Source organism: Telluria sp. LT2P34, assembly GCF_059685915.1.
Genome location: NZ_JCASIN010000002.1, coordinates 210,355 through 229,862 on the forward strand (window position 1 = coordinate 210,355; position 19,508 = coordinate 229,862).

At 65.5% G+C, this 19,508-nt stretch carries 17 protein-coding genes; 16 read left to right on the forward strand and 1 reads right to left on the reverse strand.

Going from position 1 to position 19,508, the window contains the following annotated elements:
* Window positions 1-50 precede the first annotated feature (50 nt).
* The 16 genes from fliJ (at window position 51) to AC56KZ_RS06905 (ending at window position 18,694) form a co-directional block, all read left to right on the forward strand.
* Window positions 51-488 carry a flagellar export protein FliJ gene (gene fliJ / locus AC56KZ_RS06830; protein ID WP_497161402.1) on the forward strand — a complete coding sequence of 146 codons (438 nt, stop codon included), beginning with the start codon at window positions 51-53 and terminating at the stop codon, window positions 486-488.
* A gap of 28 nt (window positions 489-516) precedes the next feature.
* The gene (locus tag AC56KZ_RS06835) at window positions 517-1,857 is read left to right on the forward strand and encodes a flagellar hook-length control protein FliK (RefSeq protein WP_497161403.1); all 1,341 of its coding nucleotides are present in this window, start codon (window positions 517-519) and stop codon (window positions 1,855-1,857) included.
* A 113-nt stretch (window positions 1,858-1,970) separates the two neighbouring features.
* Complete coding sequence (gene fliL, locus AC56KZ_RS06840; protein ID WP_497161404.1) at window positions 1,971-2,483, forward strand: flagellar basal body-associated protein FliL; 513 nt, start codon at window positions 1,971-1,973, stop codon at window positions 2,481-2,483.
* Between the two features lie 20 nt (window positions 2,484-2,503).
* On the forward strand, window positions 2,504-3,484 hold the full coding sequence (gene fliM / locus AC56KZ_RS06845; RefSeq protein ID WP_497161405.1) for a flagellar motor switch protein FliM: 981 nt from the start codon (window positions 2,504-2,506) through the stop codon (window positions 3,482-3,484).
* Between the two features lie 15 nt (window positions 3,485-3,499).
* A complete protein-coding gene (fliN, locus tag AC56KZ_RS06850) occupies window positions 3,500-3,919 on the forward strand; it encodes a flagellar motor switch protein FliN (RefSeq protein WP_379741604.1) in 420 nt (139 codons plus the stop codon).
* On the forward strand, window positions 3,916-4,686 hold the full coding sequence (fliO, locus tag AC56KZ_RS06855) for a flagellar biosynthetic protein FliO (protein WP_497161406.1): 771 nt from the start codon (window positions 3,916-3,918) through the stop codon (window positions 4,684-4,686). The genes fliN and fliO overlap by 4 nt, the downstream gene beginning before the upstream one ends.
* Window positions 4,687-4,698: 12 nt before the next feature.
* Window positions 4,699-5,448, forward strand: a complete 750-nt coding sequence (fliP, locus tag AC56KZ_RS06860; protein WP_497161407.1) for a flagellar type III secretion system pore protein FliP — start codon at window positions 4,699-4,701, stop codon at window positions 5,446-5,448.
* 18 nt (window positions 5,449-5,466) lie between these two features.
* Window positions 5,467-5,736 carry a flagellar biosynthesis protein FliQ gene (gene fliQ, locus AC56KZ_RS06865; RefSeq protein WP_497161408.1) on the forward strand — a complete coding sequence of 90 codons (270 nt, stop codon included), beginning with the start codon at window positions 5,467-5,469 and terminating at the stop codon, window positions 5,734-5,736.
* A gap of 13 nt (window positions 5,737-5,749) precedes the next feature.
* Complete coding sequence (gene fliR / locus AC56KZ_RS06870; RefSeq protein ID WP_497161409.1) at window positions 5,750-6,565, forward strand: flagellar biosynthetic protein FliR; 816 nt, start codon at window positions 5,750-5,752, stop codon at window positions 6,563-6,565.
* 69 nt (window positions 6,566-6,634) lie between these two features.
* A complete protein-coding gene (locus tag AC56KZ_RS06875) occupies window positions 6,635-9,022 on the forward strand; it encodes a sensor domain-containing protein (RefSeq protein WP_497161410.1) in 2,388 nt (795 codons plus the stop codon).
* A gap of 230 nt (window positions 9,023-9,252) precedes the next feature.
* Window positions 9,253-11,784, forward strand: coding sequence for a diguanylate cyclase domain-containing protein (locus AC56KZ_RS06880; RefSeq protein WP_497161411.1), 2,532 nt, complete (start codon window positions 9,253-9,255; stop codon window positions 11,782-11,784).
* 13 nt (window positions 11,785-11,797) lie between these two features.
* The gene (locus AC56KZ_RS06885) at window positions 11,798-13,195 is read left to right on the forward strand and encodes an aminotransferase class I/II-fold pyridoxal phosphate-dependent enzyme (RefSeq protein ID WP_497161412.1); all 1,398 of its coding nucleotides are present in this window, start codon (window positions 11,798-11,800) and stop codon (window positions 13,193-13,195) included.
* Window positions 13,196-13,251: 56 nt separating this feature from the next.
* The gene (locus AC56KZ_RS06890) at window positions 13,252-17,121 is read left to right on the forward strand and encodes an AMP-binding protein (RefSeq protein ID WP_497161413.1); all 3,870 of its coding nucleotides are present in this window, start codon (window positions 13,252-13,254) and stop codon (window positions 17,119-17,121) included.
* Between the two features lie 74 nt (window positions 17,122-17,195).
* Window positions 17,196-17,768: a hypothetical protein gene (locus tag AC56KZ_RS06895; RefSeq protein ID WP_497161414.1), complete on the forward strand. Its 573-nt coding sequence runs from the start codon at window positions 17,196-17,198 to the stop codon at window positions 17,766-17,768.
* 70 nt (window positions 17,769-17,838) lie between these two features.
* Window positions 17,839-18,405, forward strand: a complete 567-nt coding sequence (locus AC56KZ_RS06900; protein WP_497161415.1) for a DUF2726 domain-containing protein — start codon at window positions 17,839-17,841, stop codon at window positions 18,403-18,405.
* 19 nt (window positions 18,406-18,424) lie between these two features.
* Window positions 18,425-18,694, forward strand: a complete 270-nt coding sequence (locus AC56KZ_RS06905; protein ID WP_497161416.1) for a DUF504 domain-containing protein — start codon at window positions 18,425-18,427, stop codon at window positions 18,692-18,694.
* A gap of 49 nt (window positions 18,695-18,743) precedes the next feature.
* On the opposite strand, the gene AC56KZ_RS06910 is transcribed toward AC56KZ_RS06905, so the two are convergent.
* Window positions 18,744-19,463, reverse strand: coding sequence for a hypothetical protein (locus AC56KZ_RS06910; protein WP_497161417.1), 720 nt, complete (start codon window positions 19,461-19,463; stop codon window positions 18,744-18,746).
* Window positions 19,464-19,508: the final 45 nt, after the last annotated feature.

Genomic DNA, 19,508 nt, shown 5'->3' on the forward strand with positions numbered 1-19,508 from the left:
CGAAAGAGTTGCGCTACGGATATACTTGCCCCAATTAGATCTGGTCCACCATGGCAAATATTTCCGCATTAGAAACCTTGATCGGGCTGGCCCAGCGCGATTCCGACGCCGCCGCCAAGCGGCTGGGGACTGCCTTGCAAGCCGTCGAGGAGGCCGAGCAAAAGCTGAAGATGCTGCTCGGCTACCGCGACGACTACGCGAACCGGCTCGACCAGGCGCAAATGGCGGGCATCACGCCCTTTTCCTATGCCAATTTCGTGGCCTTCGTGGGCAAGCTCGACAACGCAATCAACGGTCAGCAAGAAGTGCTGAAATACGCGAACTACAAGAGCGAGATGGAAAAGAAGACCTGGCAGGAAAGCGAACGCAAGCGCCTGTCCTACCGTACCCTGACCGAACGCGCGGCGGCCGAGACGCTCAAGCTTGAAAACAAGCGCGACCAGAAAATGATGGACGACCACGCCGCGCGCACCGTGCGCCGCAGTTGAGCCCCAAGTTGATTCCTAAGCCACGCCCATGACCATGCAAACGACTTCTCTCCCGATCCAGGCCGCTCCGGCTAGCCCGACGCAGAACCTGCGCGCCAACCCGGGCGTGCCGAACGATGGCGTCAATTTCGGCGCCGCCCTGACCCGCCAGATCGAGCAGCGCCAGGTCGAGCAGCGCCAGCAGGAACAGCGCCAGGCGCTGGCCCAGCCGCAGCCGCAGCCGCAAGTGAAAATGGCGCCGCCGCAAGCCGTCGTCGCCCCGAAGCCGCAGGTCGCAGCCAAACCGGCCGGCAACGAAACACAGGCGCCGGCACGCGCGGCGGCCAGGGAAACGGCGAAAGAAGCCGCCCAGGCCCCCAACGCCGGCAAGCAGGCCGAGGCCACGAAGACGGCTGCGCCCGAAGACAAGGCCGCCGTCGCCGAGCCCGACAGCAGCGGCAAATCAGCCGGCCCCGAGGACGCGAAAGCGGTCGACTCGGTGGTCGACATGCTGGCCATGGTCGCCAGCTTCAACCAGGTGCTGCAGGCCGCGCCCGTCCTTCTGGCGCCCCCCGCCGACGTCGCAGAGACGCAGCCGGGAGTCCCCTTCGAGGATGCGCAGCAGCCCTCAGGCCTTGGCGCCGGAACGTTTGCCGCGGCCGGGGATGACGCCGTCCTCGCTGCCCTGCCCGATGGCGCCCGCGGTGGCGCGCAGGAGGCAACGCAAGTTAAACCCGAGCCAGGCATCGACCTGCGCACGCTTGACGCGGACAAGGCGGCCGAAGCGGCCAGGCTGCCGGTCGAGAACAGCGACTTCGCTGCGAAGTTGCGCGACAGCACGGCCCAGGCCGCCGCACTGAACGAGCCGGCGCCGGCGGTGCAGACGCTCAACAGCCTGGCGACCCAGGCCAGCGCCGTGCAAAACGCACAAGCTGCCGGCGGCCTCCCGACGGATCGCCTGAACGCGCGCGTCGGCACCCCGGCCTGGGACAACCAGGTCGGCCAGAAAGTGATCTGGATGGTCGGTGGCGCCGACCAGAGCGCCACGCTGGAACTGAACCCGCCCGACCTCGGTCCGGTGCAGGTGGTACTCAATGTATCGAACGACATGGCCAGCGTGACCTTCTCGTCTCAACAGCTGGAAGTACGCCAGGCGCTCGAAAACGCCCTGCCGCGCCTGCGTGAAATGATGAACGAGAGCGGCATCGCCCTTGGCAATGCGACGGTGAACGCCGGCGCCGAGGGACGCACCGGGCAGGATGGCAACGCTTCGGGCCGGCCGGGGAACGGTAAAGGCAAGGGCGCCGGCGACAGCGCCGTGGCGGAAGCCGCCCCGCGCCAGCGCACCGGCATCCTCGGCGGCGCCGGGGCGGTCGACACGTTCGCTTGAGCTGACCCACCTTCGCCCCTCTTTTCAAAGCTTGCCGCTGTGCACTTTTTCTTCATAATGGCATCATTACGCAACCCCTAAGCACCTGAGGCATCTTGAAAGCGAATCCGAAAATGAAGGCTGATCCGAAAGCAGACGCCGCAGTACCTGCAGCAGGCTCGAAGAAGAAGCTGATGATCATGCTGATCGCAGGCATTCTCGTGCTCGGCGGCGGCGCCGGCGCGGGCTGGTATTTCCTGCAGGGCGGCGAGGCCGCGGCGGGCGAAGGCGCGACGACGCAGAAAAAGAAGAAAAAGGAGAAGTCCGACGTCAAGGCCGAGTACGTGCCGGTCGATGCCTTTACCGTCAACCTGCAACCCGAAGCCGGCGACCAGTATCTGCAAATCCAATTTACACTGCAGGTAGAAGGTCCGGAGCAAGTGACGCTGGTCAAGGACAACATGGCCAAGGTGCGCAGCCGCGTCTTGCTGCTGCTGTCTGGCAAGAAGGCGTCGGAAATCAATACCGTCGCCGGCAAGCAGCAGCTCGCTGCCGAGATCAAGGCTGTCGTCCAGCAGCCCTTCGAGGAAGATGGCGAGGCGCAGGACATCGCGGACGTGCTGTTCACCTCGTTCATAATCCAGTAAGCATCCAGTAAAGAACCGACATGGCCGATAATTTCCTCTCACAGGAAGAGGTCGATGCCCTCCTCCGCGGGGTCAACGGCGACCAGGACGAGTCGATCGCGCCTGAAGACACCTCGGGAGTGCGCACCTACAACCTGGCGACCCAGGAGCGGATCGTGCGCGGCCGCATGCCGACGCTCGAGATCATCAACGAGCGCTTCGCGCGCTTGCTGCGCATCGGCCTGTTCAACTTCCTGCGCCGCAGCGCCGAGGTATCGGTGGGGTCGGTGCGGGTCTCGAAGTACAGCGAATTCATCCGCAACCTGGTGGTCCCGACCAACCTCAACCTGATCCACATGAAGCCATTGCGCGGCACCGCGCTGATGGTGTTCGATCCGGGCCTGGTGTTCCTGCTCGTGGACAACCTGTTCGGCGGCGATGGCCGCTTCCATACCCGGGTCGAGGGCCGCGATTTTACCCAGACCGAGCAGCGCATCATCATGCGCATCCTCGACGTCGTGTTCGAGGCCTATACCAAGTCGTGGGAACCGGTCTACCCGATCGAGTTCGAGTACGTGCGTTCCGAAATGAATACGCAGTTCGCGAACATCGCGACGCCGAATGAAGTCGTGGTATCGTCCACCTTCACCATCGAGCTCGGTCCCGTGTCGGGCCAGATCCACTTCTGCATGCCGTATTCGATGATCGAGCCGATCCGCGACGCGCTGACCTCGAGCCTGCAGGGCGAGGCGCTCGAAGTCGACAAGCGCTGGATCCGCCTGATGACGCAGCAGATCCAGGTGGCCGAAGTCGAACTGGTCGCCGAACTCGGCCACGGCCGGGCGAACTTCGACGACATCCTCAACATGAAAATCGGCGACGTGATTCCGATCACCGTCCCCGAAGCCATCCAGGCCACCGTCGATGGTGTGCCCGTCATGGAATGCTCATACGGCGTCTTCAACGGCCAGTACGCGCTGAAGGTCGAGAAACTGCTGGCCAACAGCGACAGCTTCAAGTAATCCAGGAGAAACACCATGTCTGATAACCAGGACGACCAAATTCTCGACGACGATTGGGGCGCCGCGATCGCGGAACAAGCCGCCGCCGAAGCCGCCGCGCTGCAAAAACAGCAGCAGGCCAGCGCCGCCGTGTTCCAGGACTTCGGCACCAAGAACGTGCGTCCGGACACCCCGAACGACATCGACTTCATCCTCGACATCCCGGTCCAGCTGACGGTGGAACTCGGCCGCACCAAGATCGCGATCAAGAACCTGCTGCAGCTTGCGCAGGGTTCGGTGGTCGAACTCGACGGCCTGGCCGGCGAGCCGATGGACGTGCTGGTCAATGGCTGCCTGATCGCCCAGGGCGAGGTCGTGGTCGTGAACGACAAGTTCGGTATCCGCCTTACCGATATCATCACGCCTTCGGAACGGATCAGAAAACTGAACAAATGAAGTTGCCCTTCGCCCTAGCCCTCCTGCTGCCGCTGGCCGCCTGCGCGGCCCAGCCGCCGGCGCCGGCGCCGGCGGCCAGCACCGCAGCGCCCGCGCTTGCCGCAACGGCCGCCCCAGCCGAATTTGCTGCGGCAGCGGCGCCCGCGGCGCCCGCGCCAGCGACAGCGGCGGCGGCCGGCGAGAACAAAGCCGTCGTCCAGGCGCCGGCCATACCGGCCAGCAAACGCGCCAGCATTCCGCCCGCCGAACGCGCCACCACCGTGGGCGAAGTGCCGGCCACGCCCGCCACCGCGCTCACGCCGGATCCGGCGGCCGCCGCCGCCGATATGCCCGCGGCGCCGGCAGCCATCCCTGCCGCGCCCGTGGCGGCCCCGTCGGCAGCGCCATCGGCGGCGCCAGCCGGCGCGCCATCGGCCGGCTCGCTGCTGCAAACCATCCTCGCCCTGGCACTGGTGCTGGCGCTGCTGGGCGCCCTGGCCTGGGCCATGAAACGCTACGGCCCCAAGATGGGCGGCAGCTCGGCCAACCTGCGCATGGTCGGCGCGCTCAACATCGGCGGACGCGAACGCATCATGGTGGTCGAAGTGGGCGACCAGTGGATCGTGGTCGGCGCTTCGCCGGGCCGCGTAAATGCGCTGGCCACGATGCCGAAGGGCGAAGCGACGCCGGGCGCCCAGCCCGCAGCCACGCTGGCGGGCCACGCGCCCGCGGCAGCCACCTTCGCCGACTGGCTGAAGCAGACAATCGACAAGCGCAATGCGAAATAAGGCAAGCCAGTAATGCAGTTCACCCGAAACAAAAAACTCCTGCTGGCAGCCGGCCTGATGCTCCTGCCGCTGGCCGTGCTGGCCCAGCCGGGCATTCCCGCGCTCACCACCAGCGCCGCGCCCGGCGGCGGCACCCAGTATTCGCTGCCGGTACAGACGCTGCTCCTGATGACGGCGTTTTCCTTCCTGCCGGCCGCGCTCCTGATGATGACCAGTTTTACCCGCATCATCATCGTCCTGTCCCTGCTGCGCCAGGCGATCGGCACCCAGACCGCGCCGCCGAACCAGGTGATGGTCGGCCTGGCCCTGTTCCTGACCCTGTTCGTGATGGGGCCGACCTTCGACAAGATCTATACCGAAGCCTATGTGCCGCTGCAGGAAAACCGGATCCAGATGACCGAGGCGATGCAGCGCGGCGCCCAGCCGCTGAAAGACTTCATGGTCAAGCAGACGCGCCAGGCCGACCTGGCCATGTTCGTGAAGATTTCGCGCACGCCCGCCCTGCAGGGCCCGGACGACATCCCGCTGCGCGTCCTGATCCCGGCCTTCGTCACCAGTGAACTGAAAACGGCCTTCCAGATCGGCTTTGCGATTTTCATTCCCTTCCTGATCATCGACATGGTGGTCGCTTCGGTGCTGATGGCGATGGGTATGATGATGATGTCGCCGGCCGTGATTTCACTGCCTTTCAAGATGATGCTGTTCGTGCTGGTCGACGGCTGGCAACTGCTGCTGGGCTCGCTCTCCCAGAGCTTCAATTAGCGAAGCGGGGACAATGCGATGACTCCTGAAACCGTCATGACGATGGGCCGCACGGCGATGGAAATCACACTGATGGTTTCCGCGCCGCTGCTGCTGATCGCGCTGGTGATCGGCCTGATCGTCAGCATCTTCCAGGCCGCCACCCAGATCAACGAAGCCACCCTCTCCTTCATCCCGAAGCTGATCGGCGTGTTCCTGGCCCTGGCCATTGCCGGACCGTGGATGCTGTCGGTCATGCTCGACTACATGCGCCAGGTGTTTACGGGCATCCCGGGCATGGTCAACTAGGCTTGCGCAGTCGATGCTGACGCTGACCTCCGGCGAAATCAACCTCTGGATCGCCAGCCTGCTGTGGCCGCTGACGCGCATCCTGGGCATGATCGCGTCCGCCCCGCTGTTCGGCCACGCCAGCGTGCCGAACCAGGTGAAAGTCATCCTCGGCGTGCTGCTGGCGCTGGTCGTCGCACCAAACCTGCCGCCGATGCCCGCCGTCGAGCCGACCTCGTACGCGGGCCTGCTGATCCTGGTGCAGGAACTGCTGGTCGGCCTGGCGATGGGATTTTCGATGCGCCTGGTGTTCGCGGCCATCGAATACGCCGGCGAACTGGCCAGCGCGACGATGGGTTTCGGCTTCGCCTCCTTTTTCGATCCAAACACGCAAGGGCGCAGCAACGCCATCGCCCAGTTCATGTCGATGGTGGCGACCATGGCCTTCCTGGCCGTGAACGCGCACCTGGTGCTGGTGGCCGCGCTGACCGAAAGTTTTACCAGCCTGCCGGTGTCCGGCACCCCGATGTCGCTCGCGGCGCCGCTGGAACTGGCGCGCCTGGGCAGCCGCATCTTCTCGGCGGGCCTGCAGATGTCGCTGCCCATCCTCGCGGCCCTCCTGATCACCAACGTCGCGCTCGGCATCCTGACGCGCGCCGCACCGCAACTGAACATCTTCGGTATCGGTTTCCCGATCACCCTCGGCGTCGGCATGCTGACCATCAGCGTCGTCCTGCCCTACCTGAACACGCCAATCCAGAACCTGTTCAACGAAGGCATCGAAGCCGGGCGCCGGATTCCGCGCACGGCGGCGGATCGGGTGCCGGCAGCGCTGGCGCCGGCGAAATAACGCTCGCCCCGGAGCGCTCTCAGTACTATCATGCATCATGCCTACCGCATGACAATGCAGGAGAGCGCATTGAATTTACTGCCCCTACCGCTTGCTGTCTTTGTCGTCGACGCCGACGGCGTCATTGCCAGCTGGAACAAAGCCTGCGAAAAGCTCGCCGGTTTTACGGCTGCTGACATCCGCAGCAGCAGCCTCGAGCAGCTCATCGAATTCGACGACCTGCGCAGCCCTCCGCTGTCCATCGCGGCCCGTGCCGAACTCGATTCCAGCGGCTACCTGCGCTGCGCCGACGGGCGCCGCCTGCCGGTGCGCGTCACGATCGCGCCGCAATCGCTCGACCCGGAGGGGCCGGGCTCCTTCAGCGTCATCGTCATTCCGCGCGCCGGCCTGATGCCGCCGCGCTATGCTCTGATCCAGGATTTGCCGGTCGCAGACCTGATCGAAGGCCTGCCCTGCGTGTTCTATGTGATCGACCAGAGCGGGCACTTGCTGCTATGGAACCGCCTGCTCGAGGAGGCGCTGGAAATGACCAGCGAAGAACTGCCGACGATGAACGTGCAGTACTTTTTCGACGAGAAGGACCGCGCCAACATCGCGCAGAAGATCCTCGATGCCTTCGAGGACGGCCATTCCTCGCATGAGGCGGAACTGATCGGCAAGCTCGGGAAGCGTTCCAGCCTGCTGTTCCATTGCGCCCGCACCAACCTGGGCGACCTGCCCTGCGTCTTTGGCACCGGCCTCGACATCACGGCGCGCAAGCAGACCGAACAGGGCCTGCGGGTCAGCGAGCGCGCCATCTATTCAAGCGTTAACGCCATCATGATCACCTGCTGCGAGGACGGTGAACACCCGATCGAATACGTCAACCCGGCCTTCGAGCAGATGAGCGGCTATACCCTGGCCGAGATCAAGGGACGCGATCCGCGCTTCATGCGGATAGAAGAATGCGACGTCCTCGAGCACCGGCGCATCGGCGAAGCGCTGCGTGCAAAGCGAAGCGTGCACTCGGTCCTGCGCAACCTGCGCAAGAACGGCGAAATATTCTGGATCGACCTGCGCATCGACCCGGTCATCAATGCCGATGGCGAAGTCACCCATTTCGTCGGCGTGATCAGCGACATCACCGAAGCGCGCCACTATGAACGGCGCCTGCACCACCTGGCCCACCACGACCCGCTGACGGGCCTGGCGAACCGCACCCTGCTCCAGGACCAGTTGAAGTTCGCCATCGAATTTGCGCAGCGCAACGACCTGATGGGAGCGCTGGCCTTCCTCGACCTCGACAATTTCAAGCACATCAACGACAACTTCGGCCACGACGCCGGCGACGTGGTGCTGCGCGAAATCGCCAACCGCCTGCGCGCCTGCGTGCGCGAGAACGATACCGTCGCCCGCGTCGGCGGCGACGAGTTCGTACTGGTGATCAACAACCAGGCCAGCGACGAGAGCCTTGCCGACCTGATCGAGCGCATCCGCCTGCGCGTCGCGGCGCCGATCCAGGTGGCGGGGCGCGACATCCTGGCCAGCACCAGCATCGGCGTCAGCCGTTTCCCGCAGGACGGCGACAGCGTCGACCGCGTGATGCGCGCGGCCGACGCGGCCATGTACCACGCCAAATCTCTGGGCAAGAACAACTGCCAGTTCTATTCGATGGAGCTGAACCAGGTCGTGCACCAGCACCTGATGCTGGAAGCGAGCCTGTCGCGCGCGATCGGGAACCACGAAATGGTGCTCGGCTATCAACCGAAGGTGGACCTGCGCACCGGCAAGGTCGTCGGCGCCGAGGCCCTGGTGCGCTGGAACCACCCGGAAAACGGCATGGTGCCCCCGGACCAGTTCATTCCGGTTGCCGAGGAGTCCGGCCTGATCGTGCCGCTCGGGGAATGGGTCATCCACGAGGCCTGCGGCGCCCTCAAGGCCCTCGCGGCGCTGGGGGTGAAGGACTTTGTCATTTCGGTCAACCTGTCGGCCCGCCAGTTGCGCCAGCGTCAATTCGCCGCCCACCTGGCGCGCATCCTGGCGCAAGCCGGCGTCGAGCCGCGCAACCTCGAACTCGAAGTCACGGAAAGCCAGCTGATGGACCAGCCGGAGGAAGCGATGGAAGCGCTGTCCGAACTGAAGGCGCTCGGCGTGCGCCTGTCGATCGACGACTTCGGCACCGGCTATTCGAGCCTGTCCTACCTGCAGAAATTCCCGGTCGACTTCATCAAGATCGACCGCTCCTTCCTCGGCGACGTCGCCCACGGCGGCCATTCGGTGATCGCGCGCGCGATCATCGCCCTCGGCCACAACCTGCACATGAAGGTCATTGCCGAAGGCGTGGAAACGCTCGAACAGCTCGCCTTCCTGCGCGACCATGACTGCGACCAGATGCAGGGCTATTACTTCAGCGCCGCGCTGACGCAGGCCTCGCTCCAGGACATGGTGTGCCGCGACGCGCGGCTGCCGGGCTGGTAGCACCGGCTTCTGCCGCAAAACGCCCTTGTGTCGAACCGGGAGATTTCGTTGCGTTTATTGCAGTGAAATGTCACTTGTCTGCAACTTCTCGGGGAGTAAACCACCCATTTTATTATTAGTATGCAAGCGAAATAAAAGCGTCATGCTACGATCCTAGGTTGATTCCAAGCGGAAATGTTTTCCTACTGCAATGGTAGGCGCGCGGGAGCCCCACAGCACCTAGAGACACCATGACGACTATTGGCACCCGTTTGATCAGCCGCTATATCGCCGCCATCCAGTGGTTCATTCCACAGGAAGCGCAGCAGGATGCCGCCACCCTGACACGCGCGCAGAACGTGATCAACGCGGTCGTGATGGCCGCGCTATCGGGTCCCCTCTACGCCATCACCTACCATGTGCTGGGCTTCAGCGCCGCCGCCCGGGTCATCCTGACCTGCTGCGCCTTCATGTTCGTCTCGCCCTTCCTGCTGCGTTTCACGAAAAGCATCGTGGTGGCGCGCGAGGTCTTCCTGTGCGCCGTGTTCTTCAATTTCACCTGGCTGACCTACTCGCTCGGCGGCGTATCGGCCCCGACCGCGGGCTGGCTGATCACGGCCCCGGTCGTCGCCATGTTCCTGGGCGGTGTCGCCACCGCCGTGTTCTGGCTGTGCATGAGCTGCGCAGCAGTGTCAGTCATTTATCTGATGCCGCTGTTCGGCCTGCCCTTGCCGCCGCACCCGGTCGAGGACATGACGCTGCTCTACCTGCTGTGCAACTTCGGCCTGTACATCGTGATCGTCGTGTTCGTGCTGCTGTTCGAGCTGACCAAGACCCAGGGCTTCATCAAGCTCCAGCAGGCGCTCGACTTCATCAACGAGCTGGCGATCCGCGACGAATTGACCGGCAGCCACAACCGCCGCCACCTGATCAAGCTGATCGAGGACGAACGCGAGCATGCCAGCCACAGCAACACGACCTTCAGCCTGTGCCTGCTCGACATCGATTATTTCAAGCGCATCAACGACACCTACGGCCACTCGGCCGGCGACCTGGTGCTGCGCGAATTCGCGCTGTGCGTCCAGAAGCGCATTCGCGACACCGACTCCTTCGGCCGCTACGGTGGCGAGGAATTCCTGCTGATGCTGCCGCGCACCTCGCAGGACGACGCCCACGTCTTCGCCGAACGCGTGCGCCTGCGCGTCCAGCAGCTCGGCTTTTCCAGCGTCGCACCGGACCTGAAGGTGACCGTGTCGATCGGCGTGGCCGAGTTCCGCCGCGGCGAATCGATCGGCCAGACCATTGCGCGCGCCGACGAGGCCCTGTACCAGGCCAAATCAAGCGGGCGCAACCGCGTGGTCAGCTACGGCCAGGCGCTCGACCCCGAGCTGCCGGCAGGCGAGCAGGCCGAGGGCGACGCCGGAGCCTTGCCGGAAATGTTCGACATCACGCGGATCGACGAGCTGACCGGCCTGCTCAGCCGGCGCGTGCTGCGCGACCGCCTCGGCCACGCCATGACGCGCGCCCTGCGCAACGAACGCCTGGTCGGCGTGATGCTGCTGAACGTGAACAAGTTCAAGGAAGTCAACGATGCGCTCGGCTACGAGGCCGGCGACGCGATCCTGATCCAGACCGCCGAACACGTGCGCTCCTGCCTGCGCGAATCGGACACCGTCGTGCGCTGGAGCGGGGATGAATTCATCATCATCCTGGAAGACCTGTGGAACGTGGCCGACACCCAGCAGGTAGCGGAAAAGATCCTCGACCGCTTCGCCCTGCCCATGATTGTCGGCGAGCGCGAGTGTTTCGTCAGCCTGTCGATCGGCATCGCGATCTTCCCGGCCCCGTCCTGCGACATGGATGCACTGCTCAAGCGCGCCGACGTCGCCATGACGCGCGCCAAGAACTGGGGCGAAAACAACGTCCAGATATATGCGACCGACGCCGCCCTGCCGCCGAGCGAGCGCCTGATCCTGAAGAACCACCTGCGCGAAGCGCTCGCCGCGAACCAGCTGCTGCTCGAGTACCAGCCGCAGGTCGACCTCGTGACCGGCCGGATTTCCGGCGTCGAGGCGCTGATCCGCTGGGCCCATCCGCAATACGGCCGGATCGAACCGGGCCGCTTCATCTCGCTGGCCGAAGAGACCGGCCTGATCGTGCCGATCGGCGAGTGGGTCCTGCGCACCGCCTGCCTGCAGAACGTCGCATGGTGCAAGGCCGGGCTGCCGCCGATCAAGACCGCGGTCAACCTGTCGGTGCGCCAGCTCAAGCATCCGGGGCTAGTCGAGCGGATCCTGGCGATCATCGAGGAAACCGGGATCGATCCACGCTGCCTGGATCTGGAAATTACCGAAGGGATCTTGATCGACAACATGGCTCTGAACCAGGCGGGGCTGAGCATACTGCGCCGGGCCGGCGTGCAAGTGTCGATCGACGACTTCGGCACCGGCTATTCGAGCCTGAGTTACCTGACTGAACTGCCTGCCGACATCCTCAAAATGGATCGCAGCTTCGTCGTGCGCCTGGGGCAGCCGCAGCGCAACGAACGTGCCTACGCCCTGGCCGAATCGATCATCGACATGGCGCACCGCCTGCAACTGACCGTCATCGCCGAAGCGGTCGAAACCGAAGCCCAGCTCGCCGACCTGGTGGCGATGGGGTGCGACGCCGCGCAAGGCTATTACTTTAACCGTCCGGTCGGTCCTGACCAGATTGCGCAACTGCTCACGCAGCAAATGAACACGCCATCGATCGGCATGCCCCTGGTGGCGTGCCCGGCATGAACGGGAGAAAAAAATGAACCAACCCTACCTGGATCCTTCCATCGTGAACGACGCGAACAAGCCGAATGAGGCTGCCGAACAGGCGCTCGAGCGCGAGGTCGACGCGATGCTGGCCTCCGGCGCGCTGTCGGGCACCGCGGCCCAGTTCGCGCAGCCGCGCGGCGCCGACATGCTGGCGCGCACCGCCGCCGTCGAGGCCTGGCACGGCCAGCGCGCCGCGCACCAGCTGTGGCAGTACAGCCGCTCGCTCGAGGGCGCACCCTACCCGATCGCCAGCATCCGCGACGAAGCCGGCCAGGGCGCGCGCGGCATCAACTTCGCTTCCCAGGACTACCTGTCGCTGGCATCGCATCCGGCGGTGGCCGAAGCCGCGGCACGCGCCCTGCGCGACGCCGGCCCGCACAGCGCCGGCTCGGCCGTCCTGCTCGGCAACACCAAGCTGTCGCTGGCGCTGGAAAGCGCGATCGCCGGCCTGGTGCAAGCCGAGCACGTGGCCTTGTTCCCGACCGGCTGGGGCGCGGCCTACGGCGCCATCACGGCGCTGGTGCAGGCCAGCGACCATATCGTGATCGACCAGTTCGCTCACGCCTCGCTGCGCCAGGGCGCCAGCAGCGCCACGCCGAATGTCGTCATCAACCGCCACCTCGACGTCGCCCACGTGCACCAGTTGCTGGCCGGCATCCGCGCCCGCGACACCGAGCACGGCATCATGGTGGTCACCGAAGGCCTGTTCAGCATGGATTCGGATTCGCCCGACATCGCCGCGCTGCAGGCCAGCTGCCACGAGTTCGGCGCCACCCTGCTGGTGGACGTGGCCCACGACCTCGGCGCGCTCGGCGCCAACGGCGGCGGCGCCATCGAGGCGCAAGGCATGCTCGGCAAGATCGACCTGGTGATGGGCGCCTTCTCGAAAACTTTCTCCTCGAACGGCGGTTTCGTGGCAACCAATTCGCGCTCGGTCAAGCGCCACATCCAGCTGTACGCCGGCCCGCACATGTTCTCGAACGCGCTCTCGCCGGTGCAATCGGCCGTGATCCTCGAGTGCGTCAACATCGTGCGCTCCAGCGAAGGCCAGTCGCTGCGCGCCGACCTGATGCGCAATTCGGAAAACCTGCGCGGCCTGCTGCAGGCCGAGGGCCTCACCTGCATGGGCACGCCGTCGGCGATCGTCCCGGTACTGATCAAAAGCGAAAAAGTCTCGCGCCTGGTCGGCAAGCTGCTTTTCGATCAGTCGGTATTCGTCAACCAGGTGGAGTTTCCGGGCGTGCCGATCGGCTCCTCGCGCCTGCGCCTGCAACTGATGGCGAACCACAACATGCAACAGCTCAAGCGGGCCGCGCCGGTCATCGGCACGGCCGTCACGCGCGCACGCGAGGCGCTGGCCGCCGGCGAAGCACGTTTGAACAAGTAAGCAAGATCGACAAAACAACAAGACAAACAGGGAACGATGTGAAACTGAACGAGGATATGAGCAAGCTGCCTGGCGACGCCATCGAACTCCTGACCGACCGGCTGCGCCACCATGCGCGCAGCACGCCGGACCGGCTGGTGTACACCTTCCTGCGCGACGACGGCAAGGTCGACGAGATCACCTTCGGCCAGTTGGAGCGCCGCGCGTCGAACCTGGCGCGGGCGCTGGCCGAACGCGCCGCGCCGGGCCAGCGCGCGCTGCTGCTCTATCCTGCCGGCCTCGAGTTCATCGTGGTCTACCTGGCCTGCCTGCTGGCGGGGATCATTGCCGTCCCTGCCACCATTCCGCACAAGAGCCGCGCCTCGCGCCGCCTGAAAGCCCTGTTGGAGGACGCCGACCCGGTCCTGATCCTGACGCGCCAGGACAACGAAACCGCGATCAAGGCCAGCCTGTCGCTGGTCGACGCCGACCACCGCACCTGCCTGTGCACCGACACGCTCGAGCCGACGAATCCCGAGGCGCCGCTGCCCCAGGTCGCGCCCGCCGACCTCGCCTTTTTGCAGTACACCTCGGGTTCGACCGCGCTGCCGAAAGGCGTCGAGATCACCCACGCCAACATCGCCAGCAACGTCGCGTCGATCCGCACCGGCTTCGGTTTCACGCCTGACACCGTGATGGTCAGCTGGCTGCCGCTGTTCCACGACATGGGGCTGATCGGCAGCGTGGTCTCGCCGCTCTACGTCGGCTTCCATTGCGTGCTGATGGCGCCCGCCACCTTCCTGAAAACGCCGCGCCTGTGGCTGGAAGCGATTTCGCGCTACCGCGGCACCTGCGCCGGCGCGCCGAACTTTGGCTGGGACTACTGCGCCAAGCGCATCGGCGCCGACGCCAAGACCGGCCTCGACCTGTCGACCCTGAGCGTGGCCTACAACGGTTCGGAGCCGGTACGCGCCGCCACGCTGCGCGCGTTCGTGGGTGCTTTCGGCGCCTGCGGCATGCGTGATATCGCGATGTTCCCCTGCTACGGCATGGCCGAGACCACCCTGTTCGTCAGCGGCGGCCCGATCGAGACCGCGCCCGTGGTGCGTACCGTCAGCAAGTCCCTGCTCGAGGGGAACCAGATCCGCGACGCCGCCCCCGGCGACGAGGATGCGCGAGAAATCGTCAGCTCGGGCCGGATCGGCATCAACACGCAAGTGGCGATCGTCGACCCGGAAACCCATTTGCAGGTATCGAACTGGCGCGTCGGCGAAGTCTGGGTCAGCAGCCCGAGCGTGGCGCGCGGCTACTGGATGAAACCCGCCGAGACCGCGGCCGCCTTCGGCGCCATGCTGGCCGGCGGCGAAGGCCCTTTCCTGCGCACCGGCGACCTCGGCTTCATGCGCGACGGCGAGCTGTTCATCACCGGCCGCCTGAAAGACCTGATCATCATCAACGGGCGTAACGTCTACCCGCAGGACATCGAGGAAGTCATCGAGCGCGCCATCGATTTCATCGAACCGAACATGTGCGCCGCCTTCTCGGTTGAGGTCGAGGGCCAGGAGCGCCTGGCGATCGTCGCCGAAGCCAACCGCAGCCTGGTGCGCGCCGCGCAGCAGGCCAAGGAGGCCAACCGTCCCGAAGAGCACGACGCCTATCTGGCGCAGATCGACACCAGCGCGCGCGAAATCACCCGCGTGATCGCCCAGCAGTTCGACGTGGCGGTGTCCTCGATCGTGTTCGTGCGCCCCGGCAGCTTCCCGCGCACGACCAGCGGCAAGGTCCAGCGTTCGCGCTGCAAGGAGCTGGCGCTGCAGGGCCAGCTCGAACTCGTGTATGTGATGCCGGGCAGTATCTTCGACCGGCGCAGCATGTCGGCGGCGGCCAAGGAAACCGTGGTCGTTGCCGCCTATGCGCGCACGCCGGAACCCGTCGCGGAAACCGTGCAGGCGGCCGTGGCCGGCAGCGCGGTGGAGGCGGCCGCCAGCCGCGCCCGTGCCGATGCCATGATCGACTGGTTCCGCCAGTATGCCGAGCGCCGCATCAATTCGCGCCTGATCGACGAACGCCGCACCATCCCGCCCTACATCGTGCTCGACCTAGGCAACCAGGGCTTCTTCGGCCTGCAGGTGCCGCGCGAATTCGGCGGCATGGCCCTTGCGACCTGCGACCTGATGCGCGTGATGGAACAGCTGGCGGCCGTCGACCTGACGATCGCCACGCTGGTCGGCGTGCACAATGGCCTGGGTGTGCGTCCGCTGCTGGGCTTTGCCCCGGCCGCCATGCGCCAGCGCCTGCTGCCCGACCTGGCCGCCGGGCGCCAGCTGGCCTCGTTCGCCCTGACCGAACCTGCCGCCGGCTCGAACCCGGTCGGGATGCGCGCCACCGCGACCCGCGTCGCCGGTGGCTGGCGCCTGAACGGCGAAAAGCAGTGGATCGGCCTGGCCTCCTGGGCCGGCCTGACCACCACCTTCGCGAAAGCCGTCGACGCCGCCGGCACCCCGCTCGGCATCGGCGCCTTCACGATCGAGGCCGACAATGCCGGCCTGGTGCAGGGTCCCGAGTCGCTGACGATGGGCATGCGCGGCATGGTCCAGAACACGATCTTTTTTGAGAACGCGTTCGTCCCGGACGCGGCCATGCTGCTGGCGCCCGGCGAGGGCATGGAAGTGGCGCGCGACGCCATGCTGTTCTCCCGGCTCGGCATCGGCGGCATCTGCGTCGGCGCCATGAAGCGCTGCGCCCAGCTGATGGCGCGTTATGCATCGCGGCGCGAGATCGCCAGCGGCGTGCTGGCGGCGAACGCCGTGAGCATCGTGCGCCTGCAGGATCTGGCCTCGAGCATCTTCGCCGCCGAGGCGCTGGTGTATGCGATTGCCGGCCAGGTCGATGCCGGCGCCGCCGTGCCGGCCGAGGCCTACCTCGCCTGCAAGACGAGCGCCACCGAGTCGCTCGGCTCCGCCGCCGACGCACTGGTGCAGATGCTGGGCGGGCGCGGTTACATCGAATCGAACGGCGCCCCGCAAATCCTGCGCGACGCCCGCGTCATGCGCATCCTGGAAGGCCCGACCGAAACCCTGTACGCCTCGCTGGGCGCATCGATGGCCCAGCCCGGGGGCGCGGTGCACGCATTCCTGGCTGACACCCTCGGCCGCTCCGCGCTGGCGCAGGAGCTCGATACGCTGGTTGCGCGCCTGCGTGCGGCGCGCGATGGCTCGCGCCTGTTCGCCTCGCCGGCGGCGCTGAACCAGTGGCTCGACTACCGCATCGGCGAGCTGGTGGCGCGTGCCTGCCTGGTCGGCGCGGCGGAACATCGCCAGCAGGAGGGCCGGGGCGACGCTCAACTCGCCAGCGACGCCGTGGTCTGGGCGCGCCGCCGCTTCAGCACCCTTGGGCACGAACTGGTGGCCGAGCTGGCCGCCAACCGGCCGCACAGCAGCAGTGACGCACTGGCGGCGCTGGTGAGCGCGTATGCCGCGCAGATCGGCGACGTCGACCAGCAACTGCCGGGCGAAAGCCAGGGCGCGGACGCCTTGTTGCGGCGCGATGCCGGTAGCCTTGCCGGCTGGAAGCCGGCGCCGCGCGACCAACAGGCGGCGGTGCCCTTGTCAGTCGTCGCCAGGCTTGCTCCCTCGCCTGCCCTGTCCACGGATTCGGGCGCAGCGTCGACTGCAACCCGGGCCATCGTCCACGAATGCATCATGGCCTGGCTGCGTTCGGAGCCGCTGCGCCAGGGCGTCGAATTCGATGCCGACACGCCTTTCACCGACCTCGGCATGGATTCGCTGGCCACGGCCTCGATCTCGGCCGACCTCGAGGAACGGGTCGGCATGTCGATCCTGCCTGAACTGCTGTTCGACTACGGCAGCGTGGCGAAGCTGGCCGCGCACATCGACAGCCGGGCCGGCTTGCCGTCCACGCCCGCGCAGCTCGAAGCAGCCGGATGAGGCCTTATGTTTTCCACCATTTTTCCTGAGAAAACGCTAACATGATTGCTACCGATCGTCCTGCCTCGGGACCCATGCAACAAATCGACCGCATCATCCCCGCCGCCCTGCGCGCTGTTCCCCGAGACTGGCAGGCCGCGCGTCACCTGGCCATCCTGGCCGCGCTCACCGCAGCCACCGCCCCCCTGCTGGCCATGCTCTACCACGTGCTCGGCTTTAATGCCGCCGGTATGGTGGTATTCACGGGCGCCTGCGTGATGATGGTGGCGCCGTTCACGCTCAACGCCGGCTTCAGCCTGGCGTCCGCGCGCAACCTGTTCATTACCGCCTTGTACGCCCTGAAAGTGTGGCTCGCGCTGCACCTGGGCGGCATCGGCGCGCCCACCGTGTCCTGGTTTATTCTGTGCCCGATGATCGCCCTGCTGCTGGGCGGCGTGCGCGCCGGCCTGGCCTGGGGCGGAATCGTCCTCGCCACCCTGTTCGGGCTCTACATTGCGGAGCGGGGCGGCGTGCAGATCGTCTCCTTCGCCATATCCGATCCCGTCCTCCTCGATTTGGTCAGCAACATCGGCCTGGTAGTGCTGGCCTCGGTCATCGTCGTGCTGGCCTCCACCAAGGACGCCGGCGCCGAGCGCCGGGCCAAGTGAGGTCTCGACCCGGGGATAATTCTGGCACCCCCTTCAACACGCCATAAGGCGGCACCTGCATCGCGCTCCCATGAAAACACTTCTCGTCACGGTCATTGTTATTCTCTTGATTCTGGCTGTCGTCTTCGCCGCCTTTAATTCAAAGGGCGGGAAAGACAAAAATCGTGCAGGGTCTTACCGGCGGCGCAAGCTGATGACCGACAACGAGCTGGAGTTTTTCGGAAGACTCGTTGCGGCGCTTCCAGAGCATTACATTTTCCCCCAGGTTGCAATGTCGGCGCTGATTGAAGCGGCGAGTGCTATCGGGAAGCAGGCGCATGGTGATCGACTGAGAATCGCTCAGCAGCGGGCCGACTATGTCGTGTGTACCAGGAGCGGTGAGATTGTTGCCGTTGTCGAACTCGACGACAGAACGCACGTGCAAGCAAAAGACGAGTTGCGCGATTCACGACTCGAACAGGCCGGCATCCGGACGGTCCGGTTCCAGTCCCGTAACAAACCGACGCCCGCGGCGATCTTTACTGCAATCATTGGATCGGACGTCCACGCGCAAGAGCCAGTCACCACTTCCTCGCTCTCGAGCGGGCCTTTCCTGGCACCGGTCAAAACGCTCAAGCCGAGTGCAAAGGCTGAATAAGGCGGCATTCGGAAGCGAAATGCCAATGACGCCCATCCACGAGCTGCTCAACCGGATCGTCTGGGACCTCGAATTCGGTAACGCCCATTTCGTCATCGGCTACTACGACCGGGTGTTCGACCGCATCGTGCGCGTCACTTTCGAGCGCATCAATCTCGAGCGCGGCCAGCATTTCTCGTTCGAGGTCGTCGGCAACGACGGCGTGGCGCGCATGGTGCCCTTCCACCGTGTGCGCGAAGTTGCCCGCAACGGTCAGCTCATCTGGCGCCGCGAAGCGCCGCTTCCATGAAAAAGGGCCGCTATCGAAGCGGCCCTTTTTGCATCCGGCTTCGACGCGCTTACAGGCGGAAACCCAGTTTCACGCTGACGGTCTGGTTGCCGGCGGTGCGGTCGACTTCGGCCGCCACGTTGGCCACGCCCAGGTTCAGGTTGACACCGGCGAACACCTTATTGCCGTTCGGGGTTTCCTTGCGCAGGTTGCCGACGTTCGGGGTCAGCGAACCCCAGACCTTGCCGATGCCGGCATAGGGCGTGACCATCAGGAAGCCTTTCGAGACCGTCAGCTCGACGCTGCGCGTATCGAGGTCGAGCTCGTCGACGCCGGAGAGCCGGGTCGCCGCGGCGCGGATCGCGACCGCGGGCAGCGTGATGCCGCCCGGGACCAGCGCGTACTTGATTTCGGCGCCGATCAGTTTGATGTCCGAATCGGGCACGGCGGTGAGGCTGGCGCCGATATCGATACCGAAGGGCAGGCCCTTCTGGGCGCGCACGGTCGGCATGTAGACGGTGGCGTGCTCGAAGCCGGCCTTTTCCCAGATGGCGGCATTGTCCAGGCGGGTGGCGCTGACGGCGGCGCCGATGTCGAAGCCGATGATGCCGAGCGGCTCGGCCGGAGCGATGCTCTTGTAGCTGGCGACGGCCGTGAAGTCTTTGGCCAGGCTGGCCACTTCGGCCTGGGTCAGGGTTTGCAGGCGGTCAAAATCGGAAGCGGCAGCCGGTAGGGTGAAGGCGCAGGCGGCGGTGGCAGCAACAGCGGCCAGGGTGTGGATGTGTTTCATGATGGGCGACTTTCGCGAAATGGTGCAGGGCAGCATTGTAAACGT

What these genes read in the sequence shown, in the direction of transcription:
- fliJ (WP_497161402.1), top strand. Translation starts at nt 51, where the DNA reads ATGGCAAATATTTCCGCATTAGAAACCTTGATCGGGCTGGCCCAGCGC.
- AC56KZ_RS06835 (WP_497161403.1), top strand. Translation starts at nt 517, where the DNA reads ATGACCATGCAAACGACTTCTCTCCCGATCCAGGCCGCTCCGGCTAGC.
- fliL (WP_497161404.1), top strand. Translation starts at nt 1,971, where the DNA reads ATGAAGGCTGATCCGAAAGCAGACGCCGCAGTACCTGCAGCAGGCTCG.
- fliM (WP_497161405.1), top strand. Translation starts at nt 2,504, where the DNA reads ATGGCCGATAATTTCCTCTCACAGGAAGAGGTCGATGCCCTCCTCCGC.
- fliN (WP_379741604.1), top strand. Translation starts at nt 3,500, where the DNA reads ATGTCTGATAACCAGGACGACCAAATTCTCGACGACGATTGGGGCGCC.
- fliO (WP_497161406.1), top strand. Translation starts at nt 3,916, where the DNA reads ATGAAGTTGCCCTTCGCCCTAGCCCTCCTGCTGCCGCTGGCCGCCTGC.
- fliP (WP_497161407.1), top strand. Translation starts at nt 4,699, where the DNA reads ATGCAGTTCACCCGAAACAAAAAACTCCTGCTGGCAGCCGGCCTGATG.
- fliQ (WP_497161408.1), top strand. Translation starts at nt 5,467, where the DNA reads ATGACTCCTGAAACCGTCATGACGATGGGCCGCACGGCGATGGAAATC.
- fliR (WP_497161409.1), top strand. Translation starts at nt 5,750, where the DNA reads ATGCTGACGCTGACCTCCGGCGAAATCAACCTCTGGATCGCCAGCCTG.
- AC56KZ_RS06880 (WP_497161411.1), top strand. Translation starts at nt 9,253, where the DNA reads ATGACGACTATTGGCACCCGTTTGATCAGCCGCTATATCGCCGCCATC.
- AC56KZ_RS06885 (WP_497161412.1), top strand. Translation starts at nt 11,798, where the DNA reads ATGAACCAACCCTACCTGGATCCTTCCATCGTGAACGACGCGAACAAG.
- AC56KZ_RS06890 (WP_497161413.1), top strand. Translation starts at nt 13,252, where the DNA reads ATGAGCAAGCTGCCTGGCGACGCCATCGAACTCCTGACCGACCGGCTG.
- AC56KZ_RS06895 (WP_497161414.1), top strand. Translation starts at nt 17,196, where the DNA reads ATGCAACAAATCGACCGCATCATCCCCGCCGCCCTGCGCGCTGTTCCC.
- AC56KZ_RS06900 (WP_497161415.1), top strand. Translation starts at nt 17,839, where the DNA reads ATGAAAACACTTCTCGTCACGGTCATTGTTATTCTCTTGATTCTGGCT.
- AC56KZ_RS06905 (WP_497161416.1), top strand. Translation starts at nt 18,425, where the DNA reads ATGCCAATGACGCCCATCCACGAGCTGCTCAACCGGATCGTCTGGGAC.
- AC56KZ_RS06910 (WP_497161417.1), bottom strand. Translation starts at nt 19,463, where the DNA reads ATGAAACACATCCACACCCTGGCCGCTGTTGCTGCCACCGCCGCCTGC.